General features: G+C 74.8%; 17 protein-coding genes and 1 pseudogene. 8 read left to right on the forward strand and 10 right to left on the reverse strand.

What is annotated here, in order from left to right; all coding sequences use genetic code 11:
• The 3 genes from ACO1BR_RS14230 to ACO1BR_RS14240 all read left to right on the forward strand — a co-directional run.
• On the forward strand, positions 1–916 hold a 916-nt coding region (locus tag ACO1BR_RS14230), incomplete at its 5' end, for a glycosyltransferase family 2 protein (protein WP_426795421.1).
• Positions 913–1,740, forward strand: coding sequence for a polysaccharide deacetylase family protein (locus ACO1BR_RS14235; protein WP_426795422.1), 828 nt, complete (start codon positions 913–915; stop codon positions 1,738–1,740). The genes ACO1BR_RS14230 and ACO1BR_RS14235, both read left to right, overlap by 4 nt.
• On the forward strand, positions 1,733–5,230 hold the full coding sequence (locus tag ACO1BR_RS14240) for a lipopolysaccharide biosynthesis protein (RefSeq protein WP_426795423.1): 3,498 nt from the start codon (positions 1,733–1,735) through the stop codon (positions 5,228–5,230). The genes ACO1BR_RS14235 and ACO1BR_RS14240 overlap by 8 nt, the downstream gene beginning before the upstream one ends.
• A gap of 48 nt (positions 5,231–5,278) precedes the next feature.
• Here ACO1BR_RS14240 and ACO1BR_RS14245 read toward each other — a convergent pair whose 3' ends face one another.
• The gene (locus ACO1BR_RS14245; protein ID WP_426795424.1) at positions 5,279–6,730 is read right to left on the reverse strand and encodes a xylan 1,4-beta-xylosidase; all 1,452 of its coding nucleotides are present in this window, start codon (positions 6,728–6,730) and stop codon (positions 5,279–5,281) included.
• A gap of 178 nt (positions 6,731–6,908) precedes the next feature.
• On the opposite strand from ACO1BR_RS14245, the gene ACO1BR_RS14250 reads away from it, so the two are divergent.
• Positions 6,909–8,021, forward strand: coding sequence for a DUF5925 domain-containing protein (locus tag ACO1BR_RS14250; RefSeq protein WP_426795425.1), 1,113 nt, complete (start codon positions 6,909–6,911; stop codon positions 8,019–8,021).
• 32 nt (positions 8,022–8,053) lie between these two features.
• On the opposite strand, the gene ACO1BR_RS14255 is transcribed toward ACO1BR_RS14250, so the two are convergent.
• From ACO1BR_RS14255 to asnB, 4 genes and pseudogenes are all read right to left on the reverse strand, one after another.
• Positions 8,054–9,151, reverse strand: coding sequence for a PP2C family protein-serine/threonine phosphatase (locus tag ACO1BR_RS14255; RefSeq protein WP_426795426.1), 1,098 nt, complete (start codon positions 9,149–9,151; stop codon positions 8,054–8,056).
• 81 nt (positions 9,152–9,232) lie between these two features.
• Complete coding sequence (gene ddaH, locus ACO1BR_RS14260) at positions 9,233–10,009, reverse strand: dimethylargininase (RefSeq protein WP_426795427.1); 777 nt, start codon at positions 10,007–10,009, stop codon at positions 9,233–9,235.
• 51 nt (positions 10,010–10,060) lie between these two features.
• Positions 10,061–10,450: a GntR family transcriptional regulator gene (locus ACO1BR_RS14265; RefSeq protein WP_426795428.1), complete on the reverse strand. Its 390-nt coding sequence runs from the start codon at positions 10,448–10,450 to the stop codon at positions 10,061–10,063.
• Positions 10,451–10,584: 134 nt separating this feature from the next.
• Positions 10,585–12,434, reverse strand: a pseudogene (asnB, locus tag ACO1BR_RS14270) (asparagine synthase (glutamine-hydrolyzing)).
• A gap of 254 nt (positions 12,435–12,688) precedes the next feature.
• Between asnB and ACO1BR_RS14275 the strand changes: the two are divergent.
• A complete protein-coding gene (locus tag ACO1BR_RS14275; RefSeq protein ID WP_426795429.1) occupies positions 12,689–13,618 on the forward strand; it encodes an N-acetyltransferase family protein in 930 nt (309 codons plus the stop codon).
• Between the two features lie 61 nt (positions 13,619–13,679).
• On the opposite strand, the gene ACO1BR_RS14280 is transcribed toward ACO1BR_RS14275, so the two are convergent.
• The gene (locus ACO1BR_RS14280) at positions 13,680–14,324 is read right to left on the reverse strand and encodes a class I SAM-dependent methyltransferase (protein ID WP_426795430.1); all 645 of its coding nucleotides are present in this window, start codon (positions 14,322–14,324) and stop codon (positions 13,680–13,682) included.
• A 175-nt stretch (positions 14,325–14,499) separates the two neighbouring features.
• On the opposite strand from ACO1BR_RS14280, the gene ACO1BR_RS14285 reads away from it, so the two are divergent.
• Both ACO1BR_RS14285 and ACO1BR_RS14290 read left to right on the forward strand, forming a co-directional pair.
• On the forward strand, positions 14,500–16,995 hold the full coding sequence (locus ACO1BR_RS14285) for a SpoIIE family protein phosphatase (RefSeq protein WP_426795431.1): 2,496 nt from the start codon (positions 14,500–14,502) through the stop codon (positions 16,993–16,995).
• 333 nt (positions 16,996–17,328) lie between these two features.
• Positions 17,329–18,309: a lytic polysaccharide monooxygenase gene (locus ACO1BR_RS14290; RefSeq protein WP_426795432.1), complete on the forward strand. Its 981-nt coding sequence runs from the start codon at positions 17,329–17,331 to the stop codon at positions 18,307–18,309.
• 52 nt (positions 18,310–18,361) lie between these two features.
• On the opposite strand, the gene ACO1BR_RS14295 is transcribed toward ACO1BR_RS14290, so the two are convergent.
• A complete protein-coding gene (locus ACO1BR_RS14295; RefSeq protein ID WP_159504600.1) occupies positions 18,362–18,829 on the reverse strand; it encodes an Lrp/AsnC family transcriptional regulator in 468 nt (155 codons plus the stop codon).
• Positions 18,830–18,909: 80 nt separating this feature from the next.
• Between ACO1BR_RS14295 and ACO1BR_RS14300 the strand changes: the two genes are divergently transcribed.
• Positions 18,910–20,202, forward strand: coding sequence for an APC family permease (locus ACO1BR_RS14300; protein ID WP_426795433.1), 1,293 nt, complete (start codon positions 18,910–18,912; stop codon positions 20,200–20,202).
• Between the two features lie 79 nt (positions 20,203–20,281).
• Here the strand turns inward: ACO1BR_RS14300 and ACO1BR_RS14305 are convergent, their stop codons facing one another.
• The 3 genes from ACO1BR_RS14305 to ACO1BR_RS14315 all read right to left on the reverse strand — a co-directional run bounded on the left by ACO1BR_RS14305 (position 20,282) and on the right by ACO1BR_RS14315 (position 26,100).
• On the reverse strand, positions 20,282–21,145 hold the full coding sequence (locus ACO1BR_RS14305; protein ID WP_426795434.1) for a lipase family alpha/beta hydrolase: 864 nt from the start codon (positions 21,143–21,145) through the stop codon (positions 20,282–20,284).
• A 294-nt stretch (positions 21,146–21,439) separates the two neighbouring features.
• Entirely contained in the window at positions 21,440–22,597 is a 1,158-nt protein-coding gene (locus tag ACO1BR_RS14310; RefSeq protein ID WP_426795435.1) for a DNA polymerase Y family protein, read from the reverse strand.
• Positions 22,594–26,100 (reverse strand): DNA polymerase III subunit alpha, encoded by a 3,507-nt coding sequence (locus tag ACO1BR_RS14315; RefSeq protein WP_426795436.1) that lies wholly within the window; start codon positions 26,098–26,100, stop codon positions 22,594–22,596. Before ACO1BR_RS14315 ends, ACO1BR_RS14310 begins: the two co-directional genes overlap by 4 nt.
• Between the last annotated feature and the right edge of the window lie 176 nt (positions 26,101–26,276).

A 26,276-nucleotide genomic window follows, 5' to 3' on the forward strand; every position in this document is an offset into this window, starting at 1 on the left:
CCACGACGCGCTGCTGGCGCGGCTGCGGGAGCACTTCGGCGACGCGGGCGGCCGGCCCGCGTCCCCGACTCCCCTGCGGATCATGGCCAATTCGGGGCCCCGCGGGCTCTCCGCGGGGCGCAACACCGGTATCGCCGCGGCCACCGGCGACGTCATCGCGTTCCTGGACGACGACGCGGTGGCCGAGCGGCACTGGCTGCGGCACTTCGCGGCGGCGTACGCGGACCCGGCGGTGCAGGCGGTCGGCGGGCGTACCGAACCGGTGTGGGCGTCGGGGCGCCGGCCGCGGTGGTTCCCCGCCGAGTTCGACTGGGTGGTGGGGTGCACCTACCGCGGACTGCCGCCGGGGAAGGTGCGGGTGCGCAACGTGCTCGGCGGCAACGCGTCGTTCCGCACCCGGGTGTTCGACCTGGTCGGCGGGTTCACCACCGGCATCGGCCGGGACGCCGGGCGGCGTCCGCTGGGCGGCGAGGAGACCGAGCTGTGCATCCGGATCACCCAGGCGCTCCCGGACGCGGTGCTGCTGATCGACGACCGGGCGGTCATCCACCACCGGGTGCCCACCGAACGGGAGCGCTTCGGCTACTTCCGCGGTCGGGCCTACGCGGAGGGGCTGTCCAAGGCGCTGGTGGCGCGGAGCGTCGGCGCGCGGGACGGGCTGGCGGCGGAGCGCCGCCACACGGCCCGAGTGCTGCCCGCGGGGGTGCTGCGCGGTCTGGGGGACGCCCTGCTGGGACGGCCCGGCGGGCTCGGCCGGGCCGGTGCGATCGTGGCGGGGGCGACGGCCGCGGCGGGCGGCTATGCGGTGGGCAGGCTGCGGTACCGGTCAACGGCGGTCCCCCGTACGGGAGTCGGGGGACCGCCGACCGCTCCGTCCGCCCCGACCGCGCCGGCGCACGGGGAGGCGGCGGCATGAGACCCCCCGGCGCGGGAACGGACTCCACCGGGGCAGCCGACACCACGACCCCGGTGCCGATCCTCATGTACCACGCGGTGACCCTCGCCCCGGTGCCCGCCATGAGGGAGCTGTCGGTCACCCCCGAGGCGTTCGCGGACCAGATGGCGGTGCTGGCCGCCCGCGGCTTCACGCCGCTGACCACCGGCGCGCTGGCGGCGGCCTGGCGGGACGGCGGCCCGCTGCCGTCCCGGCCGGTGCTGATCACCTTCGACGACGGTTACGCGGGCGTCCACCGCCATGCGCTGCCCGTCCTCGCCCGGCACGGCTACCCGGCCACCCTCTTCGCCGCGACGGGCTGGCTGCGCGGCCGGCACGCCACCGGGAGCGCGCCGGACACCATGCTCGGCTGGGACGAGATACGGGAACTGGCCGCGGCCGGCGTGGAGATCGGCGGGCACAGCCACCACCATCCATCGCTGGACGCGGTCGGCGAGGAGCGGCTGTGGCAGGAGGTGGCGCGCTGCCGGGAGATCATCGCCGAGGAGACCGGGACGGCGCCGGAGTCGTTCGCGTACCCGTATGGCCACTCCAGCGGGCGGGTGCGGCGGACGGTGCGGGCGCTGGGCTTCCGGCAGGCGCTGGCGGTGCGCAACGCGCTCGCCGAGCCGCGGCAGGGGCCGTACGCGCTGGCGCGGCTGACCGTCCGGCGGCACACCGGCATCGAGGAGTTCGCCCGGCTCGTCGAAGGGCGCGGGATCGGGCGGGCGTTCGCCCGGGACCGGGTGCTCACCAAGGGGTACGCGATGGTGCGCCGCACCCGGCAGGCGGTCCGGCGTGACTGACACGACCACGTGTGCCGAGGAGCGCACCGGCCCGGAGCGGGCGGGCGACGGGCGCGCCGCAGGGCGGGGCGGGCACGGCCCGCTCTTCCGCAACGCCTATGCGCTGATGCTGAACACCGGTGTCTCCGGGCTGCTCGGCCTCGGGTTCTGGCTGGTCGCCGCCCGTTACTACACGGCGGACGCGGTCGGCCAGGGCTCGGCGGCGATCGCCGCGATGAAGCTGCTGGCCGGGCTGACCGCGGTGACGCTGACCGGCACGCTCGCCCGCTTCATCCCGGTCGCCGGGCACACCACCGCCCGCCTGGTGCGGCGCAGTTACGCCGGCAGCGCCGCCGTGGTGGCCCTCGCCGCGGCCGCCTTCCTGCTCACCCTCGACGAGTGGGGCCCGTCCTACCGCTTTCTGCACGGGCCCTGGGGCGGCCTCGGCTTCACCGCGGCGGTGGTCGCCTGGTCGCTGCTGACCCTTCAGGACGCGGTGCTGACCGGGCTGCGCAGCGCGCTGTGGGTGCCGGTCGGCAACGTCGCGTTCTCGGCGGTGAAGCTGGGGCTGCTGGTGGTCTTCGCGGCGGCGCTGCCGGCCGCCGGGGTCTTCGTCTCCTGGGCCGCGGCGATCGCGGTGTCGGTGCTCCCGCTGGGCCGGCTGGTCTTCCGGCGGCTGATACCCGGGCACGTACGGGCCACCGGGCCGGGCGCCCGGCCGCCGACGCTGCGCCAGATGGCCCGCTTCCTGGCCGGCGACTGCACCGGCTCGCTGTTCTCGCTGGCCGTCGTCTACTTCGTTCCGGTCCTGGTCGCCGCGCAGGTCAGCGCGGCGGACAACGCCTACTTCTACATCACCACCACCATCGCGGGCACGGTCAACCTGCTCGCCCTCAACATGGGCGCCTCGCTGACCGTCGAGGGCGCCCACGACCCGGCCCGGCTGGCCCACAACACCCGGGCCGCGCTGCGCCGGATGACCCGGATCATGCTCCCGGTCTGCGTCGGCCTGTTCGTGGGCGCGCCCCAGGTCCTGGGGGTCTTCGGCCCGGAGTACGCCGAGGCGGCGACCCCGCTGCTCCGCTGGTGCGCGGTGGGGGCCGCGCTGCGGGTCGTCATGGAGGTCCACTTCGCGGTGCTGCGCGCACAGAACCGGACCTCCGGACTGGCCGGTCTCCAGGGCCTGTTGTGCGTCCTGGTGCTCGGCCTGACCGTGGTGCTGCTGCCGCGGACGGGCCTGACCGGCGCGGGGCTCGCCGAGGTCACCAGCCTGACGGTGATCGTCGCGGTGGCCGGTGTGCGGCTGCGGCGGGTGCTGCGCGGGGAGGCGGGTGGCGGGCTGGACGGGCGGCCGAGGGCGGCGGTGGTCCGGGCGCCGGTGCAGGCGGTCGCGCCGGACGGGGACCTGGCAGACCTGGCGGTGTACGGGGACCAGGGGGACGGGCCGTCCTGGGACGCGCCCCGGGCCGAGCCGGAGTCGACGCCCCACAAGCCGCGCGGCGACCGGGGGCGCCTGCTGCCGCTGGGCGTCGCGGTGCTGGCGGGCGCAGCCCTCGCGCTGTACTGGCTGCCGCTCGACGGTATGGGCGACGCCGATCTGGACCGGATGGGCGGCCTCGGGCCGCTCTCGGTGCTGCCGGCCGCCTCCCTGGCCGGTGTCGCCCTGCTGATCGCGGCGTACGGCTGCGCCCTGTGGCTGCCCCGGCCGCGCCCCGTGCTGCTGACCAGCGTCCTGCTGCTCACGGTGTTCTCGCTGCACGCCCTCCCGGCCGTACTGGAGAGCGTGCCCCGCTTCCCCACCGCCTGGCAGCATCTGGGCTTCCTCGACTACCTGGGGCGGACCGGCACCGCCGTACCGGACCTGGACGCCCGCTGGAGCTGGCCGGGGTTCTTCGCCGGGGCCCGGTTCCTGGCCGGGGCATGCGGCGTCACGGACTTCACCGAGGTGCTGCGCTGGTGGCCGACGGTCCTCGAACTCCTCTACCTGGCACCGCTGTTCCTGCTCCTGCGGGCCGTACGGGCGAGCTGGCGGGCGAAGTGGTGCGCGGCCTGGCTGTTCGCGCTGTGCGGCTGGGTCGGCCAGGACTACTTCTCACCGCAGGGCTTCACCTATCTCCTCTACCTGGTGTTCACGGCGATCCTGCTGGTGTGGTTCCGCGCGCCGGGGCCGCCGTCCCCGGGGGACCGCATCCCGGGCGAGGCGGCGACCGCCCCGGCCGGCCGCGGCCGGCGGGTGACGCTGCTCGCGGTGCTCGTCGCCCTCTTCGCCGCCGCGGTCGCGGGCCACCAGCTCACCCCCTTCGTCATGCTCGGGGTGCTGACCGTGCTGGTGCTCGCCGGCCGGTCGGAGCTGCGCGGACTGCCGCTGCTGTGCGGGGTGCTGGTCGCGGCGTGGGTGGGGTTCCTGGCCGAGCCGTACTGGTCGGGGCACTTCGACGAGCTGTTCGGCGGCCTCGGGGGCGTCGGCGGCAACGTCGCCTCGTCCGTCACCGACCGGATCGGCGGCGACCCCACCCACCAACTGGTGCTCTACACCCGGGTGGCGCTGGCCGGCGGCGTGCTGGCGCTGGCCTGCTGGGGGATACTGCGCCGGCGGGCGGCGGGCTATGCGGACCGCTCGCTCCTCGTCCTGACCGCCGTGCCGTTCCTGGGCTTCGGCATGCAGTCCTACGGCGGCGAAATGGCGCTCCGGGTCTTCCTGTTCGCGCTGCCCGGCGCCTGCGTGCTGGCGGCCCTGGGACTCTTCCCGCGCGATGCCGGGGCGGCCCACGGCGGCCCGCGCGCCGCCCTCGGTCCGCTCGCCGCCCTGCTGACGGGACTGCTGCTGGCGTTCGGCTTCCTCGTCGCCCGCTGGGGCAACGAGCCGTTCGAACGCGTCAGGCCCGGCGAGGTCGCGGCGATGGACTACGTCTACGCCCACGACCGGCCCACCGCCCGCCTGCTGTGGCTGAGCCCCGACCCCGCCACCAGCGTGACCCCGGAACTCCCCTGGGGCGCACGGGACATGGAGCGGGTCCAGTACCAGCCGGTGCCGGCCCCCCGCGACCCGTCCCGAGTAGCCCCCGTGCTCGACGCCCTGCGGAGGGCCGGCCCGCAGTCGTATCTGGTCGTCAACCACGCCCAGGCCGAGTCGCTGCGGCTCGACTCGGGCTTCGGGGAGCACTGGGAGCAGCGGCTGCGCGCCGCCTTGGACGCCCGCCCCGATCTCCGCCGGGTGGTGTCCAACGCCCATGCGGCGGTCTACGAGTTGACCCGCCGGCCGCCGGGTGTGGTCCCCTCCCCCCGCCCCGGCCCGGCCGGACCGCTGGTGACCTGGACACCGTGGTCGGTGCTCGGCGCGCTGGCGGCGCTCGCGGTGGTCCTGCTGCTGTCCGCCCGCGAGGTGCTGCGGATCGCCGCCCCGCCCGGCGAGCGCCGGCTCCACCGGCTCCAGGGCCTGTTCTGGTTCGCCCTGCCCCTGCTGGTGGTGTTCCTGGCGTCGCTGGTCCAGCGCTTCGCGACGATGTCGTAGCCGTCGCGGCGGGCGCCGGGGAGGGACACCGGGGGTGCGGCGAGGGGGTCAGGAGCGGCGGTCGAGCCAGCGCACCGCGTAGGCGTCGAGCGTCACCGTCCGCCCCTCCACCGTCACCGTGGCAGGCCGGTCCGCGGTGTTGACGAGCATGACCGTGTGGTCGCCGCCGAGCACCAGGACCGCCGGGTCCGCTTCCCCGCCGCGCACCGTGCGGACGGGCGGGCGCACCCGACCGTCCGGCGGGAAGGCCCGGGAGAACCGCATCAGCAGGTCCAGCATCGGCAACTCCCGCCCGCCGCCGTCCTTTTCGGTACTGCTCCACAGGCAACCGGGACACGGGGCGTCGGAGTCCTCGCTCTCCGGGTTCCAGTAGAGCCCGCTGGTCGCGCCCCCGGCCGCCATCTCCATCAGCGCGGCGGCCCGCACCGCGAGCCGCTCGGGCCCGCTCCATCCGGGGTCGTGCCGGGCGCCCTCCTCCTCGCCCACCTCCACGTACCACTCCGCCCACCACAGCGGCAGCCCGGTCTCCTTGCGCACCCAGCGCCCCACGTCGGCGAACTTCCGGGTCGCCAGGAAGGGGTCGTCCTGCGCGTAGTGCCCGTCCTTGGTGTAGCTGGAACCGTCGACGACGACGTAGTCCGCCCCCGCCCTGTGCCGGTTCCAGTAGCGGAGCGCGTCGACCGTCCGCCGGTCGAGGCTCCCCCAGGGGCCCTGGACCTCGGACGCGTACGTCCGGTCCCCCGGCAGGTAGCTGTCCATCACCAGATACGGCCCGCCCACCTGGATGCCCTTGTCCACCCCTTTCAGCTCCCGGTAGACGAGGTTGTACAGCCGGGTGTAACCCTCGTAGTCCCAGCGGCCCTTGTGGTCGTCGAAGAAGCCCTTGAACTCGTTCCAGACCAGGTAGTGCCGGACCTCGGGATACCGGCGGGCGATCTTTCCCGCCAGCGCGGCGAAGTCGGCGTAGTGCGCCGGATCGGGGGCCTGCTCCAGCCTGCTCCAGTCGGTGCTCCCGGACCGGCCGCCCTTCATCCAGTCGGGGGCGCCGCACAGCGTCAGCACGGGCGTGCCGCCGGAGCGCCGGATCAGCGCGATGCGACGGTCCAGATCGGCGAAGTCGTAGTGTCCGGGGCTCGGTTCGGGGCTGTCCGCGCCCCACCCCATGATGTGCTGGTTCTGCGGCATGGGGGTGCCGGACAGCAGCCGGGTGACCCGGTCCGTGGCGGTGCCGCTCCCCCGGTCCGCGCTGAACTGGGTATGGGTGAAGCCCCATCCGACGACCGGCCCCGCCGCCCGTTGCGACATCCCGCGCTCACCGCCCCTCCCGCACATCACCAGCAGCAGCGCCAGCGCCGCCAGCCCGACCACCACCGCGACCCCGACGGCCGTACCCCGCCGCCCGTGCAGGGCCGCACCGGCCCGTAGGCCGATCCGACGGAGCCGGCCGCGGTGCGCCGGATGCCCCGGGCGGCCCTGACCTTCCCCAGCACGACGTCGCACGACGGACCACAGTAGGGCGGCCGGGTCCGGCGCGGCCAGGGCGCACCGAGGGCGTATCCGGCGCCGGATCCGCCGTATTCGGACGGACATTCGGCCGGGTGCCCGGCGGTGCGGCACGTGCCGGGCAACGCCGGATAATCCATGTACGCGGCGGCCCGTGGTGGCGGATCATGGCGGCATGTGTGCCGATCACGTCCAGCCCTCCCCCACCGAGGCATCGCTCCCGCTCCGGCTCACGATGGACGACAGCGATTCGCCGTCCGACGTCGTCGACGCGCTGTTCCTGGGGCGCTTCGCCAACGGCGAGCAGCCGTACGCCCGCAGCCGGTCGGTGGACCGGGTCAGGGCCGGGCTGACGCTGCTGCCGCCCGGCGTCCGGATCCTGCGCGCGGCGCGCGACGACGACCGCAGCGCCACACTCGCCGAGGGCGACGGCTTCACGCTGCTGGTCTCCCGCTGGAACCGCGGCGCCGACGTCACGGTCACCGCCGTCACCGACGCGCTCGCCGAGAAGGTGCTGGCGCAGGCCGCGGACGGCGCCGAGGACGAACCGGAACCGCAGCCGGAGAACGTCCCGATGGGCTTTTGGTACTTCTCCCCGCGCCGCGGCCCGCACCGCACCTCCCGCCAGATCACCGCCGGCACGTGGGAGGAGATCCGCCCCAACTACACCGCGCCGGTGGCCGACGCGATGGACCGGCTGATGAAGGTGGCGCCCGAGGAGATCGCCGGCCGACTGCTGTTGCTGCACGGCCCGCCCGGTACGGGCAAGACCTCCGCGCTGCGGACGCTCGCCCGGTCCTGGCGCGACTGGTGCCAGGTGGACTGCGTACTCGACCCGGAGCGGCTCTTCAACGACGTCGGCTACCTGATGGACATCGCCATCGGCGAGGACGACGTCACCGGCCGGAGCCGCTGGCGGCTGCTCCTCCTGGAGGACTGCGACGAGCTGATCCGCGGCGAGGCCAAGCACACCGCGGGCCAGGCGCTCTCCCGGCTGCTCAATCTCACCGACGGCCTGCTGGGCCAGGGCCGCAACGTCCTGGTCGGCGTCACCACCAACGAGGACCTGGAGCGGATGCACCCCGCGGTGGTCCGCCCCGGCCGCTGCCTGGCCCGTATCGAGGTCGGTCCGCTGACCCGCGGGGAGGCCGTCGGCTGGCTGGGCACGGAGGAGGGCATCGGCCGCGACGGCGCCACCCTGGCCGAGCTCTACGCGCTGCGCCGCGGCACCCGGCCCGCCTCGGTCCCGGCCCAGGACACGGGCGCGGACGCAGGGCTGTACCTCTAGCGCGGCGGCGGCCGTCCCGGGCCTTCGCCCTGTCAGCCCCCGTACGGCTCCCCGGCGCTCCGGGTGATCGCCAGGATCGCCATGTCGTCGTCGCGGGGGCCGCCGGTCCAGTGCTCGACGTCGCGGAGGAGGGCGTCGATGGCCTGGTCCGGCCGGCGGAACGGGCCCCGGCCGCCGAGTCCGGCCGCCGGTTCGTAGAACTGTCCGGAGCGGTTCCTGGCCTCGGTCACGCCGTCGGTGATCAGCAGCAGGGTGCCGCCGGGCGGGAACGGCCAGGTGTCCGGCTGCGGCCGCGGCACGCCCAGTCCGCTCATGCCCAGCGGAAGGCCGGGGTCGGCCGGATCCAGCGCGCACACCGCGCTGCCCCGGAGCAGATAAGGCGCGGGATGGCCGCAGTTCAGCAGCCGTACGCGGTCCGCGCCCGGGGTGATCTCACCGAGCAGGGCCGTGACGAACCCCTCCGTCCGGACGGCCTCCTCGCGGTGCGAGCCCTCCTTGAGCAGGGCGTGTTCCAGGGCCCCGGCCAGCGCCGTGAGGTCGGGCGCCCGGTCCGCCTCCACGCGGAACGTGCCGAGCAGTACGGAGACCACGCCGACCGCGCCCATCCCCTTGCCCCGCACGTCCGCGATCAGCAGCCGGGTGCCGTAGGGCGTGTCCTGCACGGCGTAGGCGTCCCCGCCGATCTGCGCCTCGACCTCCGCCGCGTGGTAGACCGCCGCGACGGTCAGCGGGCCGATCCGCGCCGGCGGCTGGGGCAGTACGGCGCGCTGGGCGGCCTCCGCGACGGAACGGACCCGTTCCAGTCGGCGCCCGTAGTGGGCGACCACCCGGTTCACCCCGACCCCGACGAGCGCGATGAGCACCACGTTGATCAGGGTGCGGGTGCCGACCGGGCGGCCGAAGTACCCGTCCCTGATCGTCAGTACCACCTCGATCAGGACCATGGCCGCGCCGGCGGCGATGGTGCGCCGGAGCGAGAACAGGGCGCCCGTCACCATGACGCCGGCGGACAGCAGCGCGTCCCCGGCGTACTCCGTCGGTGTCAGGGCGTCCCCGACCGCCCCGGCGACGATCAGCGCGACCGGCACGGTCGCGACGTACCAGGGCAGTCTCCTGGAGGAAGGGTCCATCCGCGTCCCCTGTCCGACGCCGGCCGGGTCAAGCCCTGTCAGCGATCATATGCACCGTTTCCGCAGCGGGCCCGCCGGCTCTCAGGCGTACAGGTCACGGAGACGTACGGACAGGCAGGTCACGCACCCCTCCAGCTTCTCGAACTCGCCGACGTCCACGGGCACGGGCAGGTAGCCGAGGTCGGTGAAGAGCCGCGCGGTGCGGGGCGCCGAGGCGGCCATCAGGAGCCGGCCGCCGCCCAGGAGGACGACATGCGCACCGGCCTCCTCCGGGACGGGCCGGAAGCGCGGGAACGCGGCGGGGTCGTCGACCAGCGGCGGGTAGCCGATGACGGTGCCGTCGGGCAGGGCGGTGACGGCGGACTTCAGATGGAGCACCCGGCTGACCGGCACGGCGACCACCCGGGCACCCAACGGCTCGAAGACGGCACGGAGTTGGCGCACCCCCTCGGCGTTGGTACGGCCGCCGCGGCCCACGTACACGGTGTCGCCGACCTTGAGGACGTCGCCGCCGTCGAGCGTGCCGGGCGCGCGGATCTCGTTGAGCGAGCAGCCGAGCGCCTCGGCCGCCGCACGGGCCGCGGCGACCTCGGGCTTGCGGGAGTCGGCGCCGGGGCGGGCGAGCAGGGCGACATTGCGGAACACGACCATGGTGTCCTCGACGAAGACCGCGTCCGGGCAGTCGTCGGCGGGGTCCACCTCGGTGATCCGCCAGCCGTGGTCGCGCAGCACCCGGACGTACTCCTCCCACTGGGCGAGCGCCCGCGCCGGGTGCACCGGCCGCCGGTCGACATGGGTGACCAGGCCCTCGGCGAGGCGGGGGCCGGGGCGGCGGACGAGGGCGTGCCGGCTGGGCATGGGCGGGTCCTTCCGTCAGGAGGCGCGGCGCGGCGCCCGGCGGGCGCCGCGTCAGGCATCGGCTCCGTACGCGGCGCGCAGTGCGTTCTCGACGGCGGTGCGGGCGGCATGCCGGTCCAGGCCCAGGCGGTGGGCGCGGCGGGCGTAGGCGTCGGCCGCCGCGGCGGCCTCCCGGTCGGCGGCGTCACCGGCCGCCGCGACGAAGCTGCCGTTGCGCCCGCGGGTTTCGATGACGCCGTCGGTCTCCAGGGCGCGGTACGCCTTGGCGATGGTGTTGGCGGCCAGCCCCAGTTCTTCGGCCAGGCCGCGGACGGTGGGGAGTTTGTAGCCGACCGGCAGACCGCCGTCCCTGGCCTGGTCGGCGATCTGGGTGCGTACCTGCTCGAACGGGGCCTCGGCCGCCGCCGGGTCGATGGTGATCGTCAGGGTCTGCGGGGACACGGTGGCACTCCTGGTACTCGTGGTGGCGCGGGCGGCGGGTGCGCGGGCCCGGGCTCGCGGGGTGCGCGGTTTTGTGGCATCCATTGTGCGTCAGGAGCGGCCACCGTGCCGTGAGGTGGGACGCCTCGGCCTGCCTACAGCTCCAGCGTCGTGCCGGTGGTCCGCAGCCAGGTGTTCATGCCGAGGGCGAGTTCGGCGCCGGGGCGGATGTCGTTGCGCGCGCCGTCGGCGGTGGCCTCGGCCAGCGCTCCGGAGTCCAGCAGCGGGCGGACCGGGGCGTCCCGGTCGGCGGCCAGGTCCTTCAGCTCGGCGCGCAGCGCCTCGTTGTAGTGCGGGTCCTGGGTGCTGGGGTAGGGGCTCTTGACGCGGTCGGCGACCAGGTCGGGCAGGACGTCGCGGGTGGCGGCGCGCAGCAGCGACTTCTCGCGGCCGTCGAAGGTCTTCATCGACCAGGGGGTGTTGAAGACGTAGTCGACCAGCCGGTGGTCGCAGAACGGGACCCGGACCTCCAGGCCGACGGCCATGCTGGCGCGGTCCTTGCGGTCCAGGAGGATCTGCACGAAGCGGGTCAGGTGCAGGTAGCTGACCTCGCGCATCCGGCGCTGGTGGCCGGTGTCGCCGTCCAGGTACGGGACTTCGGCGAGCGCCTCGCGGTAGCGGCGGTGCTCGTACCCGGGCAGGTCGAGCCGTTTGAGGAGGGCCCGGTCGAGCAGCGCCTCGCGGACCGCGTCGCCGCCGGCGAACCGGCCGGAGACGCCGGCGGCGACCCAGGGGAAGGTGTCGGCGTTGACCGACTCCGGGTCGTGGAACCAGCGGTAGCCGCCGAACACCTCGTCCGCGGATTCGCCGGAGAGGGCGACCGTGGACTGCTCACGGACCGCCTTGAACAGCAGGTAGAGGGAGGTGTCGCCGTCGCCGAAGCCGTTGGGCAGGTCGCGGGCGGCGAGCACGGCGCCGCGGTGGCCGGGGTCCATCAGGGCGGCGGTGTCCAGCACGATGTCGTGGTGGTTGAGCGGACGTGCTCGGCCAGCGCGTGCGCGTACGGGCCGTCGGGGGTGCCGCGCAGGTCGTCGGGCGTGAAGTTCTCGGTGTAGCCGGTGAAGTCGACGGCGAACGAGCGGACCGGGCCGCTGCCCTGGGCGGCCAGCGCCTTGGCGGAGAGCGCGGTGATGGCGGAGGAGTCCAGGCCGCCGGAGAGCAGGGTGCACAGCGGGACGTCGGCGATCAGCTGGCGGGCGACGATGTCGTCGAGCAGCTCGCGGACGCGGGCGACGGTGGTGTCGAGGTCGTCGGTGTGCTCGCGGGCCTCCAGGGCCCAGTAGCGGCTGACGTGCACGCCGTTGCGGTCGACCCGGACGAGGTGGCCGGGGCGGACCTCGTGCAGGCCCTTGTAGACGGCGTGGCCGGGCGTCTTGGTGAAGGTGATCAGTTCGGCGAGACCCTCGGCGTCGACGGCCGGGCGTATGTCGGGGTGGGCGTGGACCGCCTTGGGTTCGGAGCCGAAGAGGACGCCGTCGCGGGTGGGGTGGTAGAAGAGCGGCTTGATCCCCATCCGGTCGCGTACCAGCAGGAGTTCCTCGGTGCGCGGGTCCCAGAGGGCGAAGGCGTACATGCCGTTGAGGCGCTGGGCGAACGCCTCGCCCCACTGGAGGTAGGCGTGCAGCACGACTTCGGTGTCGCTGCTGGTCCGGAAGGTGTGGCCGAGGGTCTCCAACTCGGCGCGCAGTTCGCGGTAGTTGTAGACCTCGCCGCTGTACGTCGTGACGATCAGGGTGCGGCCGTCGCGGTCGACCTGCATGGGCTGTCTGCCGCCGTCGATGTCGATGACGGCGAGCCGGCGGTGGCCGAGCGCGGCGTGGGTGTCGAGCCAGACGCCGCCGGCGTCCGGGCCGCGGCAGGCCATGGTCCGGGTCATCGCCTCAAGGGTGGGGCGCTGCGTCGTCAGGTCGTTGTCGTAGGAGATCCATCCGGTGATTCCGCACATGGTCGCGGCTCCTCCTTCGGTTGCGGCCGGCCGCCGCACTCCCGTCGGCGGCCCGCGTGATCACCGTACGCCCGGTTAGTTGCAGTGGCCACCTATGTAGGTGTGCGACCGTCCGGAACGCGCCAGATACGCACCGTTCACCGGATCGGCACCGGTGCACCCCCCTCGCGGACCGGCAAACCGGCGGCAACCTCGCAGGGCGGAGGGCTAAAAGGAGAGGCACGGCGGGGCGCCGCGGCGTACCGTGCGCGACCATGACGCTTACCGTGCGCGACTTCCGACCCGCGGACGCCAAGGCCGTCGCCGACCTGCGGCGGGCGGTCCTGCCGCATCTGATCTCGACCCCGCAGGGCGTCGCCCGGCAGGTCGCCGGCGCTCCCCCGGCGAAGCGGCTGCGGGTGTTCGTCGCCGAGCTGGCCGGCCGGGTGATCGGCCAGATCAGCGCGCAGCTCGTGCACGAGAGCAGCGTGCCGGGGCAGGCGGCGGGCACCCCCGTCGTCCACCCCGGCCACCGGCGGCAGGGCGCCGGCGGGGCCCTGCTGACCGCGGCCGAGGAGCATCTGGCCGCGGTCGGCGCCGAGCACCTCCTCGCCTGGGCCGTCGACGAACCCGGCTCGCTGGCCTTCGCCGCGCGCCGCGGCTACCGCCTCACCCGCCGGGCCGGCTTTCTCCGGCTCGATCTCGCGGGCACCGCGCCGCCCCCGCTCCCCGCCCCCTTGCCGCCCGGCGTCCGGCTGTGCACCGGCGCGGACTTCGGGGCCGATCCGTATCCGCTGTTCGCCGCGGAGGCGGAAGCCGCCGCGGACGAGCCGGGCGATGTCGCCATCGACGCCATGGACTACGAGACCTGGCTGCGCACCACCTGGGAGCACCCCGACATCGACCTGGACCTCACCTCGGTGGTGACCGTCGACGGCGAGGTCGCCGCCTTCACCCTGGTCGCCACCGACGGCCTCGGCCGCTGTGTCTCGGCGATGACCGGCAGCCGGCGCGCCTTCCGCGGCCGGGGCCTGGCCCGGCTCGCCAAGACCGACTCGCTGCGGCGCGCCCGGGACGCCGGGTGCACCGAAGCCTTCACCGGCAACGACGACGGCAACGCCCCGATGCTGGCCATCAACCGCGCCTTCGGCTACCGGCCGTTCACCGCCCAACGGCGGTGCGTACGGGACCTGGTGCAGGGGTGAGGGGGGCGGGGCCAGGGAGTCAGGGGTGGTCAGAGAGGCAGGGGGTCACGGGACCAGGGGGTCAGGGGCTGTCCGGATGGACGATCAGGGCGTACCGCTCGTCGCAGACCTCCCTCCCCCACAGCGCCGGCTCGTCCGACAGCTCGAACAGCTCCGTACGCGACGCCAACGGGGCGGCGAGCGCCGCGAGTTCGGTGGCGCGCAGGCCGATCGGGGCGGCCTCGCCCCAGCGGCCCTCCACCAGGACCAGCCGGCCGCCGGGGGCCAGCAGCCCCGCCCACCGGCGCAGCACGGACGCCGGATCGGGCAGCGCCCACAGGACGTGGCGCACCAGGACGGCGGCGAACCGGCGCTCCCCGACGGGCGGTTCGGCGGCCTCGCCCACTATGAACACCGCGTCGCGTCCCGCGAGCTTGTCACGGGCCAGCGCGACCATGGCCGGTGAACGGTCGACGCCGGTGACCCGGTGGCCCTGCTCGGCGGCGAGCAGCGCCAGGCTGCCCGTGCCGCAGCCCAGATCGAGGATCTCGGCGGGCGCGGCGGGCAGCCAGGAGCGCAGCCGGGCGGCCCAGGCGGCGCGGAGGGCGGGGTCGCGCAGGCCGTGGTCGGGCTCCTCGTCGAAGGTCGCGGCGGCGGCTTCCCAATAGGCAGCGTCCGCGTCGGGCAGGGGCGATTCCGCCTGGTCGGCGGGGGTGTTGGCAGTCATGCGTCCATGGTGCCCGCCGCCACTGACAACGGCCGGGGACCGCCGGGCGCGCGGCCGTGGACTGCGGCCGGGCGGGGCGGGAGAGTACCGTGGAAAGCGCTGGTGGTAGCCGGTGGCGGCCCGCGGCGGAGGGCCGCGGACGCCGGGCGTCGCACCGGCATGGGACCGGTCGTAGATGAGCGCATTCCCGAGCAGCCGCCTCACCGGAGACGGAGTCCTCGACTTCACCCGGACCGCCGTGGTGCTGGCCGATCGCACGGGCGTGGTGCAGGGCTGGACCGAGGGCGCCGAACGGCTCCTGGGGTATCCGGTGTCCCGGGCCGTCGGTCGGCCGCTCGCGGAGGTCTTCGGCGGGGCCGACCCCCGTCAGCCGTCGCAGGACGGCGCCTGGCGGGACCGGCTGGCGGCGGCGGACGGCTGGAGCGGGCTGGCCGCGGTACGCCGCGGCGACGGGCGCCGGCTGGACCTGGAACTGCGCGTGCTGCCGGTGCTGGACGCCGACAAACGGCCCTTCCGGCTGGTCCTGGCCGCCGAGATGATGCGGACCCCCTGGTCGGGGCTCGGCCGTTCGATGCTGGACGGGATTCTCGGGATGTCGCCGGTCGGGGTGGCCATGCTGGACCCCGATCTCCAGTACGTCTGGCTGAACGACGCGCTGGAGCGGATGGGCGGCTCGCCGCGCGCCGAGCGGGTCGGGAAGCGGATCGGCGAGGCGCAGCCGGGGCTGCCCGCCGAGTCCATCGAGGCGGAGATGCGCCGGGTGCTGCGGACCGGCGTCCCGTCGGTGGGCGTCGAGTACCTGGGCCGCCCGCGGTCCGATCCGCAGCGCGAGCACGCCTACTCGACGTCGTTCTTCCGCCTGGAGGACGAGGCCGGCCATGTGCTGGGCGTCTGCTACATGGTCCTGGACGTCACGGAGGGCTATCGCGCCCGGCAGCGGATGGCGCTGCTCAACCGCGCCGGGGAGCGGATCGGCAGTTCGCTGGACGTCTGGCAGACGGCGCAGGAGCTGGCGGACGCGGCGGTTCCGGACCTCGCCGACTTCGTCACCGTCGACCTGCTCGACGCGATGGTGTCCGGTGAGGAGCCCTCGTCCGGGCCGATCGACGCCGGGACCCTGTTCACCCTGCGCCGGGCGGGCCAGCGGTCCGTACGGGAGGGCTGCCCCGAGGCGGTGATCGCCGTCGGGGAGCCGGCCGCCTATGCCCCGTCGGCGCCCGTCGTCCTGAGCCTGACCGGGGGCGACTCCCTGCTGCTGCCGGCCCTGGACCTGGACAGCGGCAGCGACTGGCCGGCCGACGACCCGGTCCGTGCCGCGCGCCTGAGGGAGCTGGGCTTCCACTCGCTGATGGTGGTGCCGCTGCGGGCCCGGGGCGTCTTCCTGGGCGCGGCGACGTTCGCCCGCTGGCAGCCCACCGGGCCGTTCCAGCCCGATGACCTGGTGCTGGCCGAGGAGTTCGTGACCCGTGCGGCGATCTCCCTCGACAACGCCCGCCGGTTCACCCGCGAGCACGCCGCGGCGCTCACCCTCCAGCGCAGTCTGCTGCCGCGCGATCTGCCCGTACAGAGCGCGGTGGACGCGGCGTACCGCTATCTGCCGGCCGATTCGTCCACGGGTGTGGGCGGCGACTGGTTCGATGTGATCCCGCTGTCCGGAGCCCGGGTCGCGCTGGTGGTCGGCGACGTGGTCGGGCACGGGGTGCACGCCGCGGCCACGATGGGGCGGCTGCGGGCCGCGGTGCAGGCGCTGGCCGATCTGGACCTGGCGCCGGACGAGGTGCTGGCCCACCTGGACGACATGGTCAACCGGGTCGCCCATGACGCCAACAGCGACGACGGGGTGATCGGCGCGACCTGCCTGTACGCGGTCTACGACCCGGTGAGCTGCTGCTGCACGCTGGCCCGGGCCGGGCATCCGCCGCCGCTGCTGGTCAGCCCGGCGGGCGCCTGCCAGCTCGTGGAGCTCCCGACCGGCCCGCCGCTGGGGCTGGGCGGGATGCCCTTCGAATCCGCGGAACTCCCGCTGCCCGAAGGGAGTTTGCTGGCGCTTTACACGAACGGTCTGCTGCTGGGCAAGGCCCTCGACCTCGACGGCGGGATCACCCGGCTGCGGACCGCGCTGGCCGATCCGCAGGCCCCGCTGGAGGACATCTGCGACTCCGTCATCAGCAGCCTGCCCGGCGCCCGGCCGGTCGACGACGTGGCCCTGCTGCTGGCCCGCACCCGGGCGCTGCCGAAGGAGCAGCTGGCCGTGTGGGACATCGCCGCCGCCCCGTCCGCGGTCGGCGAGGCCCGCCGGTCCGCCGCCGGGCAGCTGGCCCGATGGGGGCTGGAGAAGCTGGAGTTCTCCACCGAGCTGATCGTCAGCGAACTGGTCACCAACGCCATCCGGCACGCCTCCGGGCCGATCAGGCTGCGGATGATCCGGGACGGGACGCTGATCTGCGAGGTCTCGGACGGCAGCAGCACCGCGCCGCATCTGCGCCACGCCAGGACCACCGACGAGGGCGGCCGGGGGCTGTTCCTCATCGCCCAGTACGCCGAGCGGTGGGGCGCCCGCTACACCGCCGACGGCAAGTTCATCTGGGCCGAACTCCCCCTGGAAACGGTGGCCGAGACCGTACCGGCGAGCGCCCTCATCGACGCGTTCGCCGACCCCGACGACCGGTGACCCCGCTCCCCGACCCCGACGGCCGGTGACCCGGGCGGCACCCGCCAGCACCCCAACCCCCGTTCCCCGGACCCCTGATGCCCGTTTTCCCCGGGCTTCCTGTGCCCCTGCTTAGAGCCGGCTTAACGCGACCATAAGGATCGCCTGGATCGGCCTCCGGGCGCCGAATCCGCTGCTCAGCGCGGCTAGCGTGCTGCTCGCAAGGCGGGTTCGGGTACCCGCCGGTGCCGTTCACCGGGGGGCGGCACCGCGGCGCCCGCGTCCCGACCCCCCACCTCCGCCTTCGCTCCCCCACCCCCGGACCCGACGCACCTGTTGAAGGAGCCCCCCACGATGACCGTTCGTCGCAAGGCCACCGTGTTCGCCCTGGTCGGCGTCGCGCCCCTGGCGCTCACCGTGCTCGCCGCCGCCCCGGCCGCCGCGCACGGGACGATGTCGGATCCGGTCAGCCGGGTCGCGGCCTGTTACGCGGAGGGTCCGGAGCACCCCAAGTCGGCGGCGTGCAAGGCGGCCGTGCAGGCCGGCGGCACCCAGGCGCTCTACGACTGGAACGCGGTGCGGGACGGCAACGCGGGCGGCAGGTCCAAGGAGAAGATCCCGGACGGCCGGTTGTGCGGCGCCGGCAACCCCGAGTACAAGGGTCTGGACCTGCCGCGCGCCGACTGGCCGTCCACGAAGATGCAGGCGGGCAACCACACCTTCCACTACAAGGCCACCGCCCCGCACAAGGGCTCCTTCGAGCTGTACCTCACCAAGGACGGCTACGACCCGACCAAGCCGCTGAAGTGGTCGGACCTGGAGTCCCAGCCGTTCGTGAAGGTGACCGACCCGACGCTGACCAACGGGGAGTACGTCTTCGACGGCAAGGTGCCCGCCCGCTCGGGCCGCCACCTCGTCTACAGCATCTGGCAGCGCTCGGACAGCCCCGAGGCGTTCTACACCTGCTCCGACGTGGTCTTCGGCAAGGACAGCGGCGGCGCCGGGTCGGCGACGCCGGCGCCCACCGCCTCCGCGCCGACCGACCGCCAGATAGCGGCGGGCGCCGGCAGGTCGTCGATGGACATGAGCGGGCACGGCCACATGGCCGGCGGTTCGGGCCGGCCGGCGGCGGCCGCGGGTGCGGACGCCGCGTCGGTGGCCGGCGGTGCGCACCCCGACGGCGCGGCGCGGCCCGTCGACGGCCGCCGGCTGGCCGAGACCGGTGGCAACGCCGCCACCGCCCCACTCGCCATAGGCGGCGCCGCGGTACTCGCCCTGGGCGCCGGGGTGCTGTTCACCACCGCCCGCCGCAGGGCCGTCCGCAACCACGGCTGAGCCGCTCCGGCACCGCGGCCGATCGCCCCGGGCCGCTGCCCCCGTCAGGCCGTCAGGCCCGTTCGGGCGGCAGCGGCTCGATGATGTCGTTGGCGACGTGCTGGTAGACGACCGAGCTGCGGCAGTCGACGACCTCGCGGCGCTTGAAGACCTGGTCCATGAGCAGGGCGTGCAGCCGGTCGACGTCCGGGACCGCGACATGGACCAGGAAGTCGTCGCCGCCCGCGACGACATAGACGTTGAGCACCTCGGGCAGCGAGGTCAAAAACGCCTTGAAGCGCTCGATGACCTCCCGGTTCATGGGCCGGATGCGGACCGTGAGCAGCGCCTGCACGGGGCGGTTGAGGGCGCGCAGGTCCACCGTGGCGCGGTAGCCGGTGATCACGCCGCGGGCGCGCAGGGCACGGACCCGCTCCAGGCAGGTGGAGGGGGCGATGTTCAGCAGGCGGGCGAGTTCGCGGTTGGTCTGCCGTGCATCGCGCTGGAGTTCACGGACAATCGCCGAATCAATGTCGTCCATGGGCCCCATAGTGCCGCACCCACCGAATTTCGTTCGGCGGGAGCTCAATGTGACCAATCGAACGGCTACCGTCAGCGCCCGTGTCCGTACAAGAATCATCCCTTTCCGCTTCCGCACGGCCGGATGTACGGCGGCTGGGCATCGGCAGCGGCACCGCGCTCTGCGCGGGCGCCGTCCTGGGCCCGGGTGTCCTGACGCTGCCGTCGCTGGCCGCCGCCGCGGCCGGCCCCGCCTCGATCCTGGCCTGGGTCGTCCTGTTGGCCATGTGCGTCCCGGTCGCCGCCTCCTTCGCGGCGCTCGGCGCGCGGTTCCCCGACGGCGGGGGCGTCGCCACGTACGTGCACCGGGCGATCGGCCCGCGGGCCGCGGCGGTGGTCGGGTGGTGGTTCTACGGGGCGGTGCCGATCGGAGTGGTCTCGGCCGCGTGGATCGGCGGGAAGTACGTGGCCGACGCGGTGGGCTGGGGCGACGCCGGCGCGGCCGCGGTCGGCGGGGCGGTGCTGGCCGGGTCGCTGGTGTCCAACGCGGTCGGGCTGCGGATGTCCGGGCGGGTACAGCTGCTGCTCGGCGGGCTGCTGGCCGCGGTGCTGCTGTGCACCGTCCTGGCCGCCGCCCCGCAGGTGTCCACCGCCCACTTCACCCCGTTCATGCCGGGCGGCTGGGTGTCGGTCGGCTCGGCGGCCGCGGTGCTGTTCTTCGCGTTCGCCGGGTGGGAGGCGGCCAGTCACCTGTCCGGTGAATTCGCCGATCCGGCGCGGGACCTGCCGCGGGTGACCCGGCGCACCCTCGCCGTCATCACGGTGCTCTACCTGGGGCTCGCGGTGGCCACCGTCGGCGTGCTGGGGCCAGCCGCCGCGGACACCGACACCCCGCTGACCGCGCTGCTCACCCGTAGCGTGGGCGGCGCGGCCCGTCCGGTGGCCGCCGCGGCGGCGCTGCTCCTCACCTTCGGGACGGCCAACGCTTATCTGGCCGGGGCCTCCCGGCTCGGCGCGGCGCTCGGCCGGGACGGGGCGGCGCCCCGCTGGCTGGCCAAGGGCGGGGCGCCGGGCGAGGTGCCGCGCCGCTCGCTGGCGGTGCTGGGCGCGGCGTCGGTCGTGCTGGCCGTGGCCGCCGGGTCCGGCGGCACCGATCTCGATCTGCTGATGCGGGCCACCGCCACCTGTCTGGCCGCGGTGACCCTGGCCGGGCTGGCCGCCGCGCTGGTGCTGCTGCCGCGCCGCACCCTCCTGTGGTACGGCGTGCTGGCCAGTTCCGTGCTGACGGCGGGGGTGCTCGCCTTCTCGGGGTGGCTGCTGCTGATCCCGGCGGCGCTGGCGGCCGCGTCCGGCTGCTTCCTGACACTGCGCCGGCCGGGGCGCGGCAACGGCTGACGTACCGCGGTGGACGGCCCGGCCGGCACCGGGGGTGCGGGCCGGGCCGCCGCTGTCCGCCGGCCGGGCCGGCCGCCGGTCAGGAGACGCAGGTGGTCGGGGTGGCGTGCGCCGGGTCCAGCGCGTTGGCCGTCTCGTGGAAGGCGGCCCGGTCGACCGTCCCGATGGCGACGTGCTCGGAGAGGTCCACCGGGCACAGGTCCTGGAGCAGCACGTTGTGGACGTCGGGACCGTTGAGGTAGCCGGATGTGTAGGGCGTGACGACCTCGTCGTACTTGGTCGCGATGACGGTGTAGTGGACGCCGGGGAGGGTGTCGCCGCCGGCGTTGAGGCGGTTGAGGATGTCGGAGCCGACGGCCTGGTCGGTCAGCCCCGGGGTGAACTTGTCGATGTACTGCTTGGCACCGGGGAAGAGGTTCAGCAGGTTGGTCAGCCCGTCCAGGGTGGTGCCGTGGTTGTCGGGGGCCAACCCGACCAGCGTGTTCACCTTGTCCGCACCGCCGTGGAACTTCATGTAGACGCGCGCCATCATGCCGCCCTGGGAGTGCCCGACGAGATCGGCCTTGGGCGCGCCGGTGGCGGCCAGCACCCGGTCCACGTAGGTGGCGAGTTGCTGCGCGGAGCCGTCGACCGGGCCGAGCCCGTAGAAGACCGGGACGCCGGGCAGCTGACCGTAGTCCAGGGAGAAGACGCAGTAGCCGCGGTCGACCAAGTAGGGCGCGAGACCGAGCCAGTTGTCGGTGCCGTTGCCGAGGGTGCCGTGCACCAGGACCACCGGGCGGGGGTGGGCGGCGGAGGGCTTGCAGGAGAAGTTGTTCCAGCCGCTGGTGACAGTGGGGGCAGCGGCGGCAGGGGTGGCGGTGGTGATGCCCATGGCCAGGGCGGCGACCGGGAGGAGGGCGAGCCTTCTCGGCCGGCGCATGCGTGACCGGCGCAGCTTCATACGATGCTCCTTGCGAGATGAGGGGACTCCGAAGTGCTCGGTGAGCCGTTCACCTGCGATCCGGATCGCAAGGGCCAACGTGGTAACTGACAAGTAAGTTACGGCCGGGTAAGCAGGACGTACCAGCGGTATGACGGTGAAGGAAACCGCACACAACCCTCACCGAACGCCCGGGTGCGAAACGCCGGTTGCGTGTATTTGGGCAGACTTCACGCGCCGTATGCCGATACGCCGCGCCCGAGAGGGCGCTTCCCTCTCGGGCGGGGTGGACGGAGCGGGGGGTGGGTGCAGGGACTAACTGCCGGACGGATCCAAGGGGTTGCCCGCCGGCCATGGGGCCCGGCGGCCGGTGGTGCGGGCCGGGCCGGGAGGCCCGGACGCCGGGGCGGTGCCGGTTCCGGGGGCCGGGCCGAGCGTGGCCGCGGGGCGTACGGAGCCGGTACCGAAGCGGGCCCTGGCGCGGTCCACGGCCGCCTCGATGCGGTGCGCCTTGTCGTCGGCCGGGTCGAAGGTCAGCTGGTGCGCGGCGAGTTCGGCGCGGCAGAGGTCCTCCGCGCGCAGCGCCAGGGACCGCACCCGCGCCCGCTGGAGGCCGAGCGCGGCGTGCAGGGCGTAGGCCGCCTCGGTCAGCGCGGGGCCGTGCGCGGTCGGCTCCTCCAGCCGCCGGGTGCGGGTCGTCGTGGAGCGGTCGGCGTAGCGGACGGTGAGGGTGAGCGCCCGGGCCACCTGCCCGCTCGCGCGCATCCGGGCGCCGAGTCCGTCGGCGAGCGAGAGCAGCGCCCGGCGGCGCCGGACGGGGTCCAACTCGTCGTGGGCGAAGCGGTGTTCGGCGCCCATCGAGCGGGCGGAGGCGTTGGGGGTGACCGGCGTCGGATCGATACCGCGGGCCCGCTCGGAGACCGCCCGGCCGGCCTTCGCGCCGAGGATCCGCTGGAGGGTGGCGGGCGGCGCGGCGGCGATCCGGCCGACGCTGTCGAGCCCGTACGCGCACAGGGCGCGCGCGGTCGCCGGCCCGACGCCGTCCAGCGCCGCGGCCGGGCGGCGGTCGAGGAAGGCGGCGACCTCCCGGGGGTCCGCGGGAACGGCCCGGATCCCTCCGGGCGGCGCTTCCCGGGCCGCCATACGGGCCAGCAGCGGATTGCCGCCGATCCCGATCGTGCACCGCACCCCGTGCCAGGCCAGCGCGCGCAGCCGGATCAGCTCGGCGATCCCCACCGCGTCCCGGTCGAAGTAGCGCAGCGCCCCGCGGACGTCGGCCAGCGCGGCGTCCGGCGGCAGCGCCTCGACCGCCGGGGTGAACCGGCCCAGCAGGCGCAGCAGTTGCTCGTACTGCTCGGCGCCGACCGGCTCGCCGTCGGCGGTCCGGAAGCGTACGTGGAGCATGCCGGCCGGCCGCGGGGCACCGGAGGGCTCCGGTGGTACGGCGGCGGGCGGCCCCGGTGCCGTGCTCATCCCGCACTCCCGGGGCTGGAGTGCCACAGCTTGCGGCCGGTGGCGGCGCGCTCGCCGGGCGGCTGGAGGTCGGCCCAGGGGTGCATCTCGTAGCCGGTCTCCAGGCGGATGGTGCGCCCGGCGGCGACTGGCTCGGGCTCCGGCGCGGTGCCGCCTCCGGCGCCCGCCTCGGTCGCGTCCCCGGCCGGCCGGTCCGGTGCGGCGGCGAGCCGGGCGGTGACCGCCTCCAGGCCTCCCTCGCGGCGCAGTTCGGCCAGTTCGGCGAGGTTCCAGGCCGCCGCGCCGACCACGCTGAGGCTGCGCGGCCCGCGCCGCTGGACCGTACCGCGCACCAGCAGCAGCCAGGAGTGGAAGACGGTGTGGGCGCACCTCTCGTGGCTGTCCTCGAAGAAGGCGCAGTCGACCAGGCCGGTGCTGTCGTCGAGGGTGGTGAAGATGACCCGGCGGCCGGAGCGGATAGGCGGGGTCTGGGTGGCCGCCTTGGCCCCGGCGACCAGCACCGTCTCGCCGTGCCGGGCGGTGCGCAGCAGCCGTGCCGGCACCGCGCCCAGCTCGGTGAGGAACTCCCGGTGGTCGGCCATCAGATGGCGGGAGGCGTCCATGCCGAGGACGCCCAGCTCGGCGCTGAGCCGTTCGGCGTCGCCGAGGTCGGGCAGGCCCGCCGGCGCGATCCGGTCGGGCGCGTCCTGGTCCGTGTGCAGCGCCAACTGGCCGCCGGAGGCGCCGCGTTGCCGGTGGTGCAGCTCGGCGATGTGCAGCAGCAGATCCCGCCGGTTGGCGCCGAAGGCGTCCAACGCGCCCACCCGGGCGAGGCGTTCGGCCACCGGGCGGCCCGGCCGGGCCCGCTGCCACAGGTCCTGGAGCGAGCGGTAGGGCTGCCCGTCCACGATCCGCCGCGCCTCGGCCTCGCTCATGCCGTGCACGTCGCAGAGCGCGAGCCGCAGCCCCCAGACACCGCGGGAACCACCGTCACCGGACACCAGTTCGATTCTATGGCGGACCGCCGACCGGTTCACATCCAGCGGCAGCACCGGCACCCCGCGCCGCCGGGCGTCCGCGAGCAGCAGCCGCTTCGGGTACATCCCGGGGTCGTGGGTGAGCAGCCCGGCGTAGAAGGCCGCGGGGTGGTGCGCCTTGAGCCAGGCGGACTGGTAGGTGGGCACCGCGAACGCCACCGCGTGCGCCTTGCAGAAGCCGTACGCGCCGAACGCCTCGACGATCTCCCAGGTGTGCGCGATGACTTCGGGTGCGTATCCGCGCCGCTCGGCCCGCCCGGCGAACCAGGCGCGCACCCGGCCCTGCTTCTCCGGGTCCGACAGCGCGCGCCGCTGCTCGTCCGCCTCGTCCCGCCGGCACCCCGTCATGATCCGCAGGATCTCGATGATCTGCTCGTGGAACACCACCACGCCGTAGGTCTCGCGCAGCGGTTCCGCCAGGTCGGGATGCGGGTAGCGGACCGCCGCGCGGCCGTGCCGGGCCTCGATGAAGGGCCGCACCATGTCGGCGGCGACCGGCCCCGGCCGGAACAGCGAGATGTCGACGACCAGGTCGTGGAAGGTGGCGGGCTGGAGCCGGCCGACCAGGTCGCGCTGGCCGGGCGACTCGATCTGGAAGCAGCCCAGCGTCTCGGTCGAGCGGATCAGGTCGTAGGTCGCCGGGTCGCCGGGCGGCACCTGCGCCGGGTCGTCCAGGTCGAGCCGGACCCCGGTGGCCCGACCGATCTCGGCGACGGCGTGCGCCATCGCGGACTGCATCCGCACCCCCAGCACATCGAGCTTGAGCAGCCCGAGGTCCTCCACGTCCTCCTTGTCGAACTGGGACATCGCGAACCCCTCGCCGCTGGTCGGCACGACGGGCGTGCGGTCCAGCAGCGTGGCGTCCGAGAGCAGCACCCCGCACGGGTGCATGGCGATCCCGCGCGGCAGCGCGTCCAGCGCCTCGACCAGCGGCCACAGCCGCTCGTCGGAGCTCTCCCGGACGCCGCGCAGCTCGGGCAGCTCGGCCAGCGCGGCCCGCGCGTCCCGGGCCCGGATGTGCGGGAACGCCTTGGCGAGCCGGTCCACCCGGGCCGGATCCATGCCGAGGGCGGCGCCCACGTCCCGTACGGCGTGCCGTACGCGGTAGGTCTCCGGCATCGAGACGGTCGCCACCCGCTCCGCGCCGAAGCGGTCGAAGATCGCGTGGTAGACCTCCAGCCGGCGGGCCGACTCGACGTCGATGTCGATGTCCGGCAGCGCGGCCCGCCGCTCGGACAGGAAGCGCTCCATCAGCAGCCCGTGCTCGACCGGGTCGGCGTGCGCGATGCCCAGGAGGTGGTTGACCAGGGACCCGGCGCCGGACCCGCGGGCCGCGACCCGGATGCCCCGCTCCCGCACGTCGTCGACGACCCGGGCGACCGTCAGGAAGTACGAGGGGTAGCCGAGCCGTTCGATGGTGCGCAGTTCGTCGTGCAGCCGGGCCCAGCGCATACGGTCGCGGTCGTAGCCCCGCAGCACCATCGCGGCGGCGCAGCGGGAGCGCAGCACCCGGGCGGCGGTGCGGTGTTCCGCGCCGACCAGCCGGGGCTCGGGGAAGTGGATACGGCCCAGCCCGATGTCGTCCTGCGGGTCCACCAGGCACTCCCCGGCGGCCTCCTCGGTCATGGCGAGCAGCCGGTGGGCGACGCCGCGCCGGAAGCCGGCCGCCTCGGCGATCCGGTCGGCGGTGCGGCTCATCGCGGCGGTGTCCTTGAGCCAGCGCTCGCCGCTGTCCCAGGTCTCGGGGCGGTGCCGGTCCACCGGCACCAGCCGGCGGGCGGAGTCCAGGACGTCGGCGACCGGACCCTGACCGGGGTCGGCGTAGCGGACCGCGTTGGTCAGTACCGCGCACACGCCCTGGTCGACGGCGAAGCCGAGGGTACGGGCGGCCAGCCGCAGCGAGCCGGGGCCGCTGCCCGGGCGCCCGTGGTCGACGGCCTCCAGGCGCAGCGCGTCGCCGTACAGCTCGCGCCAGGGGGCGAGGAGCCGGGCGGCGCGGTCCGGGCGGCCGGCGGCCAGCGCCCGGCCGACGTCGGAGTCCGGTCCGAGCAGCACGGTCAGCCCGTCCGTGGCGGATTCCAGGGCGTCTTGGGGAAGTACGGGCTGCTCGCCCCGGCCCGCGTGGGCGGCCGAGACCAGCCGGCACAGGGCGGCCCAGCCGGCGGCGCCGTCCCGGGCCAGGAAGACGGCGCGGGCGGCGGACTCGTCGAGGAAGGCGCCGCCGCGCACCGGGGTGCGGCGGCGGGCGGTGGGCCGGGGCGCCGGTTCCCGTTCCGCCACGGCCAGTTCGGCGCCGAACAGCGGGCGGATACCGGCCCCGGCGGCGGCCTTGGCGAACCGTACGGCGCCGGAGAGCCCGTCCCGGTCGGTCAGCGCGAGGGCGTCCATTCCGCGCTCGGCGGCGCGCTCGGCCAGCCGCTCCGGGTGGGAGGCGCCGTAGCGCAGGGAGAACCCCGAAGCGGTGTGCAGATGCGTGAACCCGGGCATCCGCACCTCCTGCGCCTCATCCGCCCCCTGGCCGACTCCGTGTCCCTCGTTTCACTCCCTCCACCATAACGCCAACTCGAACACTCGTACGAACGCGCGTCTCGGGAAGCCGCCCGCACCCATCCGTCGATCAGCCCACCCAATCTGCACGGCCCCACCACCGACCGGAAGATGTG

It is taken from the genome of Streptomyces sp. YGL11-2, assembly GCF_050054615.1.
In the GTDB taxonomy this organism is placed as follows: domain Bacteria; phylum Actinomycetota; class Actinomycetes; order Streptomycetales; family Streptomycetaceae; genus Streptomyces.

What these genes read in the sequence shown, in the direction of transcription:
- ACO1BR_RS14235 (WP_426795422.1), top strand. Translation starts at nt 913, where the DNA reads ATGAGACCCCCCGGCGCGGGAACGGACTCCACCGGGGCAGCCGACACC.
- ACO1BR_RS14250 (WP_426795425.1), top strand. Translation starts at nt 6,909, where the DNA reads ATGTGTGCCGATCACGTCCAGCCCTCCCCCACCGAGGCATCGCTCCCG.
- ACO1BR_RS14255 (WP_426795426.1), bottom strand. Translation starts at nt 9,151, where the DNA reads ATGGACCCTTCCTCCAGGAGACTGCCCTGGTACGTCGCGACCGTGCCG.
- ddaH (WP_426795427.1), bottom strand. Translation starts at nt 10,009, where the DNA reads ATGCCCAGCCGGCACGCCCTCGTCCGCCGCCCCGGCCCCCGCCTCGCC.
- ACO1BR_RS14275 (WP_426795429.1), top strand. Translation starts at nt 12,689, where the DNA reads ATGACGCTTACCGTGCGCGACTTCCGACCCGCGGACGCCAAGGCCGTC.
- ACO1BR_RS14280 (WP_426795430.1), bottom strand. Translation starts at nt 14,324, where the DNA reads ATGACTGCCAACACCCCCGCCGACCAGGCGGAATCGCCCCTGCCCGAC.
- ACO1BR_RS14285 (WP_426795431.1), top strand. Translation starts at nt 14,500, where the DNA reads ATGAGCGCATTCCCGAGCAGCCGCCTCACCGGAGACGGAGTCCTCGAC.
- ACO1BR_RS14290 (WP_426795432.1), top strand. Translation starts at nt 17,329, where the DNA reads ATGACCGTTCGTCGCAAGGCCACCGTGTTCGCCCTGGTCGGCGTCGCG.
- ACO1BR_RS14295 (WP_159504600.1), bottom strand. Translation starts at nt 18,829, where the DNA reads ATGGACGACATTGATTCGGCGATTGTCCGTGAACTCCAGCGCGATGCA.
- ACO1BR_RS14305 (WP_426795434.1), bottom strand. Translation starts at nt 21,145, where the DNA reads ATGAAGCTGCGCCGGTCACGCATGCGCCGGCCGAGAAGGCTCGCCCTC.
- ACO1BR_RS14310 (WP_426795435.1), bottom strand. Translation starts at nt 22,597, where the DNA reads ATGAGCACGGCACCGGGGCCGCCCGCCGCCGTACCACCGGAGCCCTCC.
- ACO1BR_RS14315 (WP_426795436.1), bottom strand. Translation starts at nt 26,100, where the DNA reads ATGCCCGGGTTCACGCATCTGCACACCGCTTCGGGGTTCTCCCTGCGC.